Source organism: Bifidobacterium sp. LCP19S3_E9 (assembly GCF_052121135.1).
Taxonomy (GTDB): Bacteria; Actinomycetota; Actinomycetes; order Actinomycetales; family Bifidobacteriaceae; genus Bifidobacterium; species Bifidobacterium thermacidophilum.
Genome location: NZ_JBQKEV010000005.1, coordinates 61,890 through 74,503 on the forward strand (window position 1 = coordinate 61,890; position 12,614 = coordinate 74,503).

The 12,614-nt window shown below is 61.5% G+C and carries 11 protein-coding genes; 4 read left to right on the forward strand and 7 right to left on the reverse strand.

Going from position 1 to position 12,614, the window contains the following annotated elements:
- Positions 1 to 52: 52 nt before the first annotated feature.
- The 4 genes from ACTQYB_RS03850 to nrdD all read right to left on the reverse strand — a co-directional run bounded on the left by ACTQYB_RS03850 (position 53) and on the right by nrdD (position 4,224).
- Positions 53 to 187, reverse strand: a complete 135-nt coding sequence (locus ACTQYB_RS03850; protein WP_441481562.1) for a hypothetical protein — start codon at positions 185 to 187, stop codon at positions 53 to 55.
- 2 nt (positions 188 to 189) lie between these two features.
- Positions 190 to 726, reverse strand: a complete 537-nt coding sequence (locus ACTQYB_RS03855; protein ID WP_441481561.1) for a hypothetical protein — start codon at positions 724 to 726, stop codon at positions 190 to 192.
- Positions 727 to 950: 224 nt separating this feature from the next.
- On the reverse strand, positions 951 to 1,664 hold the full coding sequence (gene nrdG / locus ACTQYB_RS03860) for an anaerobic ribonucleoside-triphosphate reductase activating protein (protein WP_081966451.1): 714 nt from the start codon (positions 1,662 to 1,664) through the stop codon (positions 951 to 953).
- A gap of 211 nt (positions 1,665 to 1,875) precedes the next feature.
- Entirely contained in the window at positions 1,876 to 4,224 is a 2,349-nt protein-coding gene (gene nrdD / locus ACTQYB_RS03865) for an anaerobic ribonucleoside-triphosphate reductase (RefSeq protein ID WP_441481696.1), read from the reverse strand.
- A 463-nt stretch (positions 4,225 to 4,687) separates the two neighbouring features.
- Between nrdD and xseA the strand changes: the two genes are divergently transcribed.
- Together xseA and ACTQYB_RS03875 are read left to right on the forward strand one after the other, a co-directional pair.
- Complete coding sequence (xseA, locus tag ACTQYB_RS03870; RefSeq protein WP_441481560.1) at positions 4,688 to 6,022, forward strand: exodeoxyribonuclease VII large subunit; 1,335 nt, start codon at positions 4,688 to 4,690, stop codon at positions 6,020 to 6,022.
- A gap of 194 nt (positions 6,023 to 6,216) precedes the next feature.
- Positions 6,217 to 6,522 carry an exodeoxyribonuclease VII small subunit gene (locus ACTQYB_RS03875; RefSeq protein WP_029576615.1) on the forward strand — a complete coding sequence of 102 codons (306 nt, stop codon included), beginning with the start codon at positions 6,217 to 6,219 and terminating at the stop codon, positions 6,520 to 6,522.
- Between the two features lie 269 nt (positions 6,523 to 6,791).
- On the opposite strand, the gene ACTQYB_RS03880 is transcribed toward ACTQYB_RS03875, so the two are convergent.
- Positions 6,792 to 7,832: an endonuclease/exonuclease/phosphatase family protein gene (locus ACTQYB_RS03880; protein WP_441481559.1), complete on the reverse strand. Its 1,041-nt coding sequence runs from the start codon at positions 7,830 to 7,832 to the stop codon at positions 6,792 to 6,794.
- 152 nt (positions 7,833 to 7,984) lie between these two features.
- On the opposite strand from ACTQYB_RS03880, the gene ACTQYB_RS03885 reads away from it, so the two are divergent.
- Positions 7,985 to 9,076: a hypothetical protein gene (locus ACTQYB_RS03885; protein ID WP_441481558.1), complete on the forward strand. Its 1,092-nt coding sequence runs from the start codon at positions 7,985 to 7,987 to the stop codon at positions 9,074 to 9,076.
- A 289-nt stretch (positions 9,077 to 9,365) separates the two neighbouring features.
- On the opposite strand, the gene ACTQYB_RS03890 is transcribed toward ACTQYB_RS03885, so the two are convergent.
- Positions 9,366 to 10,022, reverse strand: a complete 657-nt coding sequence (locus ACTQYB_RS03890; RefSeq protein ID WP_029576618.1) for a peptide deformylase — start codon at positions 10,020 to 10,022, stop codon at positions 9,366 to 9,368.
- A gap of 2 nt (positions 10,023 to 10,024) precedes the next feature.
- Positions 10,025 to 11,425, reverse strand: a complete 1,401-nt coding sequence (gene glmM, locus ACTQYB_RS03895) for a phosphoglucosamine mutase (RefSeq protein ID WP_015450010.1) — start codon at positions 11,423 to 11,425, stop codon at positions 10,025 to 10,027.
- 584 nt (positions 11,426 to 12,009) lie between these two features.
- Here glmM and ACTQYB_RS03900 point away from each other — a divergent pair.
- Positions 12,010 to 12,612 (forward strand): AAA family ATPase, encoded by a 603-nt coding sequence (locus ACTQYB_RS03900; RefSeq protein ID WP_441481557.1) that lies wholly within the window; start codon positions 12,010 to 12,012, stop codon positions 12,610 to 12,612.
- Positions 12,613 to 12,614: the final 2 nt, after the last annotated feature.

The window sequence follows — 12,614 nt, forward strand, 5'->3', positions numbered from 1 at the left end:
ATCTGTCCCGCGGATTTGTGCTACCCGCGAGTTGGAACACGCGCATGCCCGGTCAGGAGCGTGCCGGTGTCTTTGCCGGCATCCGGCGTTTCACCGCGGCCGACACCGCGACAGTCGCCCGCATGGCGCCCCAGGCGAGCAGGGTGACGACGAGCGCGACGAACGTGCCGCCGACTAGCAGACGCACGGTCATCGGCACCTTGATGCGCCCCGACAGCGCGCGGATGGTGCGGTTTCGGAGGCTGCGGGGGTGAAGGTGGTTGTGGCGGTAGGGGCGGCTGCATCGCAGGATGCGGTATCGGCGGGGCCGGACGAGTCGCTTGCAGGCTCAGCGGCAGTTGCGGTCGTCGTGGCTGGCTCAATCCATCGCGTGGGATGGTAGAGCATGCGCAACCGTGTAGGTATCGGCGTGGCGCAGACGCTGTCGGCATGCGTGTGCAGGTACCGCAGTTTGTCGCATTGCCAGACGGAATACGCGATGACCGCCCCCATGAGTGAGGCTTCCGGGCCGACGCCCGCGCCGGCGGCGAGGATAATCAGCGCGATGAGCAGGTCACGCCATGCGGTGTGATAGTTGATAGCTTCCCCGCGTTTCAGGGCGCCGAGAACATCGCGCGTGGTGTGTGGAATGTCACCCCAGCGTCGTTTGCCCCAGACCAGCAGCAGGGTGCCCACGACCGCGACCGGCATGCGTACACCCATCGCGACGGCACGCGGACGGCCCACACCTCTCAAATCAGCGTAACCGCGGTGTTCTCCACCACGAGGAACAGCGCAGCAATCGCAAGGACGATCACGCTCAGCGACGCCGCATTACAGCGCATACCTGATTCGTTTCATCACCCTAGCCACTGTAATCGCCCATCCCTCACAAACCAGCTATGCAAACGGCTTTCCCAGCGTAGACAGTTTGTGGGAAACAGGCGCGAGACGGACGCACGCCAGGTGATTTACTGTTCGGCGGAGATGCTATCGTTACCTTCCCCGGCGGCGCGATCCTTGCCATAGATTTCCGGGATGAAGCGCTCCTGGTCGTGCAGTTTGCTCCAGATGACAGGCTCGCCCGCCACAAAGGATTTCTGCACGTCGATGATCCGCTGATTGCTCGAACCGCGGAATTGCAGCAAAGAATCGTGCAGGTCCTTGATATACCGGCCGTCGACGAGAATATCGATCTCGTGTAGCAGATCGAGTTTGTCCGGGGTCTCGCCGGGGCGCATGAGCTCCTCCCACGTGTAGCCGGTCCAGCACCAGATGTCTTTCGTATGGCCGAAACGTTCGCGGATTTTGCGTGCCAGCGGCAGCAACACGCCCGTATTGAGCAAGGGCTCGCCGCCAAGGAAGGTGATGCCCTGCACGTATGACTGGGACAGGTCGTCCATGATTTGCGCCTCGAGCGCGTCATTGTATTCATGGCCTGCTTGGAAATCCCAGATGGACTTGTTGTAGCATTCCACGCAGTGGAACGGGCATCCGGACACGTACAGGGAACAGCGGATGCCTTCGCCATCGGTCATAAGGAACCGCTTGTAGTCGGCGATCATATTGTGGCTCATCCGGTTCGTCCACTGTCCGGCTTTCGGGTTGTTCGACCGATTGGTCGGGATGAACGGACCGCGGTCGGTCTCCCCCGCCGCGAAATCATGCAATGTCGTTGCTGCCATCTGTACTCCCCTGCTCCTTAGCTCCTTGTTGTATTCCGGGCATGCCACCGAAGCTTTCCCGCACGGCAATGACGGCCGTGTGCAGCGTGCATCACGGCCGTCATCATTGTTTCCCGGTTCGCCGCCTTCGGATATCCGTCTGGCGGCCTGCTCCCGGTGTTTTCCGGGCTATGTTTTTCCGGATGTTGCGCTCCGGATTATGCGCTCCGGGCTACTTGGTCTCCTCGAACCATTCGCGCTCGGAACCGTCCTTGAGCGTCACATGGCCAGTTTCGCCGCTCATGTGCTTGACGCGGTGGGCGATTTCCTCGTGGCGGCCATGCACCATCGGGCGCTGGACCGGGTTGCCGAGGTATCCGCACGTGCGCTTGGTCACGTTGCATTTGTCAGGGTCGGAGTTGCCGCACTCGGGGCACTTGAAACCCTCTTCGGTCGGTTCGAAGTCGCCTTGGAAACCGCACACGAAGCAGTGGTCGATCGGGGTGTTGGTGCCCAGGTAGCCGATGCCGATCTTGTAGGCGTAATCCCACACGGCCTCAAGCGCCTTGGGATTGTCCTGCAGGCACGGGAACTCACAGTAGTTGATGAAGCCACCGGACGCGTAGTAGGGGAAGTCCTTCTCGTAGTCAAGCTTCTCCATCGGCGTCGGGGACAGCCACACCGGGTAGTGGAAGGAGTTGGTGTAGAAGTCGTGGTCGGTCACGCCTTCGACGCGGCCGAACTTCTCGCGATCCATGCGGTTGAAGCGGTCGGTGAGGCTTTCCGCCGGCGTGGAGTACACCGAGTAATGGTAGCCTTCGGCCTTGCACCACTGCTTGCACAGCTGGTTCATGCGCTTGACAATGGACAGCGCGAACTCCTTGCCTTCCGGATCCCAGCTGTGGTCGCGCATCCAGTCCTTACCGTAGAACACAGCCGTCGCCTCGTACAGGCCGATGTAGCCCAGAGATACAGTGGCACGCTCGTTGCGGAAGAGCTGGTCGACGTTGTCGTTGGCGCCGAGGCGGCCGAAAGCGCCGTAGCGGAACAGGGTCGGCGCGTTGACCGGGGTGGCTTGCTTGCAGCGCATGATACGGAACTGCAGCGCTTGGTGTGCGACTTCCATACGCTCGTCGAACAGCTTCCAGAAGCGGTCCTTGTCGCCGTGGGACTCAAGGGCGATACGCGGCACGTTGACGGTGACGACGCCGAGGTTCATGCGGCCGTCCTCGACATCCTTGCCGGTCTTGGGGTCGATCCAACCCTGCAGGAAGGAACGGCAACCCATCGGGGCCTTGAAGGAGCCGGTGATTTTGACGATGTTGTCGTAGAAGACGACATCCGGGTACATGCGCTTGGTGGAGCATTCGAGCGCCAGCTGCTTCATGTCGTAGTTCGGGTCGCCCGGGTCGGCGTTGATGCCGTGCTTGATGGTGAACACAAGCTTCGGGAAGATCGCGGTGTGACGATCCTTGCCCAGACCACGGATGCGGTTGAGTAGGATGGAACGCTGGATTTCGCGGGCGAACCATGAGGTGCCCAAGCCGAAACCGACGGTTACGAACGGGGTCTGGCCGTTGGATACGCGGTTGGAGTTGATCTGGTATTCCATGGTCTGCATGGCGTCGTAAATCGCCTTGCGGGTCATGAGCTTCGCATAGATTTCGCGGATCTGCTGAATAGGCTCGGCATCCGTGTCAAACGGGACGTCGTCGGGCAGCGGGGCGCGGTTCTCGAAGTGCAGGCCTGCGGGCTCCTGCTCCTTGAGGCCATGCACGACGGTCTGCGCGGCTTCGATGGGCATGTCGTCGGGGAACATGGCGTGAGCCATCTTCAGATGCTTCTCATAGTCGAGCTTCGCATACGGCTCAAGCATCTCGTCGGCACGATTGACGGTCTGGCCGCCGTACTGGGCGCCAGCGATGTCCTTGATGATCTGGGTGATCTGCGTGGCGGCGGTGCCGATGGACTTCGGGGAGTCCATCATCGCGTTGCCGAGTTCGAAACCGTGGGCGAGCATGTCGCCGAAATCCGGCAGCGAGCAGTTGGTCATCGCAGTGAACGGCGAGTAATCAGCATCATGGAAGTGGATGTCGCCCTTCATATGGGCGTTGGACACGGCGTCAGGCAGCATGGAGAACGCGGATGCCTTGGAGACGGCGCCGGCGAGCAAGTCGCGCTGCGTGGCATAGACGTTGGAATCCTTGTTTGCGTTCTCACGCACGAGGGATTCGTCGCGGTTGACCAGACGGCTGACCGCTTCGTTGATATCGGTGGCCTTGGCGCGCTCGATGTCCTTGTTCAGACGATAGGTCGTGTAGTTGCGGGCGACCTCATACAGATGGTCTTCGATGAGGCCGTGCTCGACCAGGTTCTGGATGTCCTCGATCTTGGCGGGACCGTTGTAGCGTTCCTTGATTTCGCCTTCGACCTGGTTGGCGAGGTCGCGAATCAGCTGCTCCTCCTCCGGGCCGATCTCCTTGTCGAGATCCTTGAAGGCGGACTTGACGGCGCTGATGATGTTAATCGGGTCGAATTCGACGATTCGGCCGTCACGCTTCTCGACGAGCACCTTGCCCATATCCGACTTCCCTTCCGCGACAGTGTCTGCCACATCGCTGTCCGGGGTGGCGGTCCGAGGCACATCAAGAACCTGCATGTCCATTGGGTTCCGTCCTTTCCCTTGGCCGGGCGCCTCCCGGCCTTCATCGTTCTGCATTTGCCACATCGACTGTACCACGAGATATAGTGCACGATCACCGAGTGTTGCCCAAGATATAGTAGCAATCCGCATCGTTCCGCCAATAAGCGGCAAATGTGATGAGGATTACACGAGCACCTCAGCGTGTCGTTTCCGACACGCCACCACCACCCATGAAAGAGTGATATACGCGGGCGCGCGCGCAATGAAATTGTCCGTTCGATGCGCAACAGTAGAGGCCATCGAACATCCGTCAGGCTACGTCAGCCGACGGCGGACGGGTAGGGCAGTCACGCCACGCACGCAAGTGGCACGCCACGCCCACGGCGCGAAGGGAAGGCATATGCAGTACGGGTATCAGGAAGCGAATTACGGCTATGGCAATGCCGTGGCAGCCCCCGGCAACGCCGACGCGCCCAAGCCACTCGACCAGCTGCCGCGGCTCGCCCGCGACACCACCGCGGAGAACCCTTGGCCGGTCAGCGTGGTCAGCCAGAAATACCACGATGCCGTCGAACGCTGGCCGGCGTCGTGGGTCGAAGGCCAGATTGTCGAAATCAACATGCGGCGCAGTACGTCTGGCTACATCACACTGCGCGACAACACCCAGGACATCTCGATGTCCGTCATGGGGTTCAGGAACTTCGTCGCGATGGCCCGCGAGTTCAAACAGGGCGAGCGCGTCGTTGTCCATGGCAAGCCGGAAGTGTGGGTGAAGGCGACACGCCTGAGTTTCATCGCCGACGACATCCGCCGCGTGGGAGCCGGCGACCTCAAGGTGCAAATCGACGAGCTACGCAAGAAGCTCAAAGGCGAAGGCCTGTTCGACGCCGAAAACAAGATTCCGCTTCCGGAATTCCCCCGTTGCATCGGCCTGATTTGCGCACCCCAGGCCCGCGCCGAAGGCGATGTCATCACCAACGTGAACCTGCGTTGGCCGGCGGTGGACTTCGTGATTGAGCATGTCCACGTCCAGGGTGCGCAGTGCCCGCCGGAGGTGGTCCAAGCGATCCGCAAGCTCGACGACGACCCGAGAGTGGACGTCATCATCGTCGCGCGTGGCGGCGGCAGTTTCGAAGACCTCATCGGCTTCTCCGACGAAAACGTAGTACGTGCCACGGCGGCATGCCGCAAACCAATCGTCTCGGCAATCGGGCATGAGGACGACTGGACGCTCATCGATTTGGCCGCCGATCTTCGCGCCTCGACGCCGACGGATGCGGCAAAGAAGGTCGTACCAGACGTGCGTGAGCAGTGGCAGCTCATCACCAACGCCTGGCAACGCATGAATCTGCGAATGGACGCCATGGTCGGCAACGAGCAGCGGCTTATCGAAGGCTATGCGAACCGGCCGAGCCTGACCAACCCGAGTACCATGCTCGAACCGCATCAGCGGCTGGTTGACGATGCCGTGCAACGCATGCGATATGGGTTGACCCGAATCATCGACGACGCCGGCATGACCGTCGAAAAGCTGCACGCCAGCCTCACCGCCATGAGCCCGCAGGCGACCTTGAACCGCGGGTACGCCGTCGTGCAGACCGCCGACGGGCATGTGCTTGACAACGCAGCCGATGCGAGCGTGGGAGAGCAACTGTCGATCACCCTGCACCACGGCACCCTGCTCGCCGAAGCCAAAGGGCAGATGGGCGGAAACCACATCGACACCGGCGACTGACGCAGTTGCGGCGCGCCCGTGCGATGCCCGTGTGGTGCTTGTTTGGTGCCTGCCGCCATATGGCCACCAGCAGGCACAGCATCGCCCGCGCAACGCCACGACCCCAGCCCATCGCAACGCAACCGACAATCCGCCTATCAATCATCGACATCAATCACCACTATCAATCATCAACACCCATGGAAGGAACACCGATGACAGTTGAAGCACAGGATCCCCAGAAGACCGACACCACGGCTTCCAGCCTGACCCAAGAGGAGCGCGAGCGCATCGCGTCCATGTCCTATGAGGAGGCGCGCGACCAGCTGATCCAAGCGGTGCAGGCGCTCGAAGCCGGAGGGCTGAACCTCGACCAGTCCATGCGCCAGTGGGAGCTCGGCGAAGCGCTTGCCAAGCGCGCCCAGACCTTGCTCGACCAAGTCCGCGCCAAACTTGACGCCGCGCAGGCCCAGCAGCAGACTTCCGCCGACACCGCGGGAACCCAGTCCAACCTTGAGTGACCGCCGGCTTGGCGGGCGTTTTGCAGGCGGGGCCAGCCGAAGCTGTGCGGCGGCAAGCCGAAGCGGGGCGGCCGTTAGCCGAATGGCCGTCCGCCGGTTGCGCGCCCGTCTAGCTGCGGCCCGCCAAGCAACGTGAGCCGATGCGCGTCTACGCTGCCGTACCATGCGCAACCGCAATCACTCCACACGCGACGCCCCACAGATGATACTCTGCAGACGCATCGCCATACCCGGTGCGATGCGCCGTCATGCCACCTGTGAATGCGTTGTCATGCCACCTGCAATGTGGCGAGCAGCGCCGCATGGTCCGAACCGGTCACATGCTTGGACTGCACCTGCCCGACGACCATACCCTGGTCGATCAGGATGTGGTCGATGCCGGCGAAGGCGGGCACGCCGGTATGGTTCGCCGGCCATGTGAACACCAAACCATGCCCTGCCTGGCGTGTGGCGTCAGAGAACCTCGAACCGAGGATACCGCGGAAAGCGGCATGGTCGTATGTGGCGTTGAAATCCCCCATCATCACATACGCCGTACCGGTTTTCTGCCGCATCAGGGACAACTCGTTTAGCGCTCTGTTCCACTGGGACCAATACCCGGGCTGCGGCGACGTGGTGTGCACGGAGATGAACCGCACCTGCACGCCGCCCATATCAACCGTTCCCGCCGGCATGAACGAAGCGCTCGAATGGACCTCGTCATCCACGGGGTCGTCAAGTGCGACCGCCGACCACAGGCCGTTGCCGTACACGCCGTCAGACGATGAGACCTGCGAATACGGCAAATAATCGCCGATACCATCCGCTTCCAGCTGTTTGACGAACGCATCCGTGGTCTCCTGCAACGCGAGCACCTCAACACGCTCGTCACGCACCAAATCGACCACAGCCTGCGGGTCGGCCTGCCCTTTGAACACGTTGAGCGTCATCACCCTCGCATAATGGTCGCCGGTCACCGCATGCGCCTGACCGACCGCCGTCACCGCATCCTGTGACAACGCGGCCTGGGAGCGGAAAAACGGCGCCTGCCACCACACCTGCGCCGCGACGCACGCCAACGCAATCAGCGCCACAAACCAACGATTCGAGAACAGTGCGAGCAGCAACGCCACCACGGCGAGCGGCACGAACCACGGGGTCAGCGAGACGACGACCGGAACATACGGCAGCGACTGCAAATCAGCAGGCAGCGCCCGCGCAATCGTCCCCAAGACGGCGACAATCATCAGCAATCCCGCAAGCACGCCAGAAAGCACGCGCTTGCGTTTCGGCTTCACCGCAGGCGCTGACGAATTGGGTGTTCCAGCCATCACATCTCCGTTTTCCTTGTCGTATATCCTCACCACATGTATCCTCACCACTGTAATGCGCGAACGCCCGCCCACCGTCGCAGACAAACGAACCATCGCGCAATGCTCACCAGTCGGCTATGCTTGAACCAACCGACATGAGAAGGACCGGCATGACCGAACCCACCACACCACCCCAACATTTCGAAGCATTACGGGACTTCGCCAATGACCTGCTGAGCCATTCCGGCTTGCAAGGGCCGACGTTCCTGTGGGATCGTTCCATTCATGATGACGCGCAAAGCGATGACGCTGAGCGCGAAGACATACCCGTGGCTCCCCCGGAGGAGGCGAAGCAGACCATCGACGCGCCGATTCGTTGGTATTTGCGCGCTATGGATTCGCTCAGCCCGACTCCGCAAGCCGACGGCGCCGACGGCATCAACCGCACGGACATGCCGACCTTCTACTACAGCACCGGGGCGCTGTCCGGGGTCGAGGCTGTCGTCGGAAACGCGCTGATGAGCACGAGGTGGTGCGATGCGGCCGGCAATCTCGCCACCGCGCTGATTACGACGTCCTCATTCCTCGGCAGCATCGCCGACCGGGAAGGCGAAGGACTCGCCTATCTCAAGCGTTTGATTGATGAGACGCGCATTTACTTCGACAGCGTGGCCCAGCACGCGGATCCGGTCACCGGCGGGCAAGCGCTCTCCGGTATCGTATCAGCGGCTTGTCAGGATGATTTCCGGTTCAACCCGGTGCAGATGGTTCAGCTTATCTCGTGCTCGCTGCCGTTTGCGCAATGGGACGACACGCGGGTATTTGTCTACGATGCGATAGACCGGGCGCAAGCGACCATGGCATCGGTCGAGCGCGATATCCGCTCCAACGACAAGGACGACCCGGCGGGCAATCTCATGATGGATTCCGAGGGGAATCTGGTCGATGTGTCGGCGGGCGGCATCCGCGAGCAGTTCGATATGTCGATGCTCATGCTGCGGCATGACGTGTTGCGCATGTGCGGGGAGGACGAGCAGGCCGACCGCATGCTCAGCGAGCACAGTGACATCGAGCCGATGGCCGACGCGTATGCGGCGCAGCTCATCAGGCGCGGACAGTGGCGGCAGCTGCGGGACTTCGCCGGGCGCGTGCTTGCCGACGACCCCTACCAGCAGATGGCGCTGATTCCGCCGCAGCTGGCCCCTGACGAGTGGCACACCATCCTCGATCTGGCGCAATACGAACTCGCGCACGGGCAGTGAGCCGTGCGGCAAGATGCGCGTGTTGCAATGCGACGACCTGTCTCGTGTGCATGATCATAGGCACGGCGACCCCTAAAACCGGCACGGCCGAATGCACCAAACCGACCACCGACACTGAGAGCCCCGTCAGCGTCGGCAGAAGGTTATGACTCTGCTTCCACCGACACTGAGATGACTCTAAGCGTCGGCAGAGGGTTATTGTTCCGCCTCTGCCGACGCTTACGATGCAATCAACGTCGGCGGAAAGTCGCGAATCGCACGTGCCTGCTTGCCGATGGTGTCGCTTGGCTCAGTTGAGCTTGAACCCGAGTTCCTTTGCCGCGGCAATCGGCACCGGATCGTCGCACCAGTAATCCTCGACGTTCTCATCGGTTGCCAGCGAACGAATCTGAGCCCGGTCGATGTACAGCTCGCCGCTGAGATGATCGGTCTCATGCTGGAAGATACGAGCCGGCCATCCGTGCAGTTGCTCCTCGTGCCAAGTGCCGTCCATATCCTGCCAACGCGCGGTGATATTGCGCCAACGCTTGCGCACCGCCTGATAGCCGTCAAAACTCAGGCAACCTTCGTAGAAGCTGCGCGTTTCGGTACCAATCGGCTGGTAGGACGGGTTGATGATTGCGTGGAACGGGAATTCGGATATCTCACGCGGATCGTCCTGGTCGTCACGGATATGGTCCTCGACCACGGCGAGCGCGATGCCAAGCCCGATTTGTGGGGCGGCAAGACCGACACCTGGCGCTTCGAGCATGGTGGTTCGCATCGCCTGGACGAGTTTGGTGAGGGTGTTCTTGCTCAGTTGCCCGTTGTAGCGGCGCGTCGGCTGGCGCAGCACCGGTTCACCCACCTGGACGATTGGGAGGATGCCTTCGCTGTCGCCGGATCTGAGCAGGCTTTCAACCGCACGGTTCAGCCCCAAATCGATACTCGAGCCTCGTGTGAACATGCTCATGCCAGTTCCTCCGCGACAATCTTGGCGAGACGGTCGCACACCTCGTCCGCTTGCTGTTGGGTGGCGGCCTCAGCCATCACACGCACCAATGGTTCGGTGCCACTCGGGCGCAGCAACACGCGACCGGTCTCCCCCAGCAACGCGGTTTCCTTTTCAACAGCCTTCTGCACGGCGGCGTTCGTGGTCACCGCCTGCTTGTTGGAGCACCGGACGTTGACCAGCTGCTGCGGCAGTTGCGGGAAGTCGGCGGCGAGCTGTTTGAGGCTCTTGCCGGATTTAACGACTTCGTTGCACAAGGTCAGCGCGGTCAGTGTGCCGTCGCCGGTCGTGGCGAATTCGCGGTTAATCACGTGGCCGGACTGTTCGCCGCCCAGCGAATAGTCGCCGCGCAGCATCTCCTCGAGCACGTACCGGTCGCCGACGTTGGTCTGCACGGTCTTGATGCCCATGTCTTTGAGGGCGAGCTTCAAGCCGAGGTTGCTCATCACCGTCACCACGAGCGTGTCGTGGTTGAGCTTGCCTTCGCGCTTCTTGGCGCGCGCGAGGATGCCCATGATCTGATCACCGTTGACCATGGTGCCGTCCTCGTCCACAGCCAGGCAGCGGTCCGCGTCACCATCGAAGGCGACACCCATCGCGCTGCCCGTGGCCTTGACCATGGCCTGCAGTTGCTCAGGATGCGTGGACCCCGCATGATCGTTGATATTGTAGCCGTCCGGGGATGCGTTGATCACGATGACTTCCGCACCGGCGCGACGCAACGCCTCCGGGGCGACCACGGATGTGGCGCCGTTGGCGCAGTCGGCGACCAGACGCAGGCCGGCGAGCGGCTTCGGCTGGGTTTTCTCCGGTCCGACGACTGGGGCGATCGTGGAGACCAGATGGTCGATATACAGGTTCGTGGCGGTCACGGTGTCGTGGCTGACGCGGCCTACCCCGGCTCCGGTCGGGCGGTCCCAATCCTTGCCCAGGACTGCTTCAATCTCGTCTTCCTTGCTGTCAGGAAGCTTGAAGCCGCCGCGTGCGAAGAACTTGATGCCGTTGTCAGGCATCGGGTTGTGGGAGGCGGAAATCACCGCGCCCATCTCAACGTTAAGCACGGAGGTGAGGAACGCGATGCCCGGAGTCGGGATGATGCCGACATCGATGACGTCGAAACCGCCGGCGCTCATACCCGCCGACAGCGCAGATGACAGGAAGTCACCGGAAACACGGGTGTCGCGTCCCACCAACGCACGACGCCGTCCTTCGGAATGCACGTCATCATCCTTGGTTTTCGGCGCATCGGCCTGACCGAGCACGCGGACGGCGGCGTCCCCCAGATCCAATGCCAGTCGGGCGGTAAGGTCTTTGTTCGCCAACCCGCGCACGCCATCGGTTCCGAACATTTTCGGCATGGTAGTAGTCCTCGCTTCTTCGACATGAATATGCTGCACACCATCGTACCTACCCGTGCTCCCAAACCCGCCGCCGGTGTGGGTGAACATTTACGAAGCCCACCGCCGGAACCTGCCGCTGACATTCCACGAGTCTGAACACGTCCAACATGTGGAACGTCTTCGAACAGCTTTCCCACGCTCCCGAACCACCCCGCAGATACCCCCGATTCCGCGCGAAGTCAATCACGACAACGAATCAGCCCGTTGCTCACACTCAATGTTACGTCCACATTCCGCCCACGTAATCGACGTATGAATGGCACACAACACCCGAAACTTTCCGCTCTTATAACAAAATCAAAGATTTCACAGGTCCTACACCGGTCCACAAGATCGTCGCGGGCAGACGAGATCTAAGCACATCCCACGCGTGTACCACCCAATGGAGGCTTCATATCGACCCGGCTCGGCACCGGCGGGCACATGCAATCCATAACCCCGAACGATACCTGCCGCAACCCGATACCCCATTTTGGCCCGCACACGACCGGCACAATCACCTCGGAAACCAAAGAAACCAAGCATATCAAGGAGATGGCACGATGAACTTCAACCCGGACCACGTCATCATCACCATCGGCTGCGAATACGGCGCCGGCGGCCCGCAAATCGGCAAAATGCTCGCCGACGCTCTGGGCATCGAATACTACGACCGCGACCTGGTCGACAAGGTCGTCAACCAACTGGGCGTCAGCCGCGGCCTCGTCGAGCAAGCCGACCAAAAGCCGAACGTCCAATACGCCTTCGAAACATCCCTCGGCCCGCGCTACGCGAACCTGAGCAACCGCGTCATCTTCACCCAATCCGAGGTCATCAACGACCTCGCCGAAAAATCATCATGCGTCATCATCGGCCGTTCCGCCAACTACCTGCTGCGCGACCGCGACGACGTGCTTGACATGTTCCTGTACGCGCCGAAGAGCGTGCGCATCGAATCCATCATGGAACAAGACCACGTAGACGCCAAAAAAGCCAAGGAAATCGTCGAATACAACGACGAACTCAACCATTCGCGGCACAAGTACATCACCGGCACCCACCGCGGCGACCGGCGTGGACGCGACCTGCTGCTCGACACCAGCCTGCTCGGGTGGGACAAAACCGCGAAATATCTGCTGACGCTCGTCGAAATGCTGGGCGAGTGACG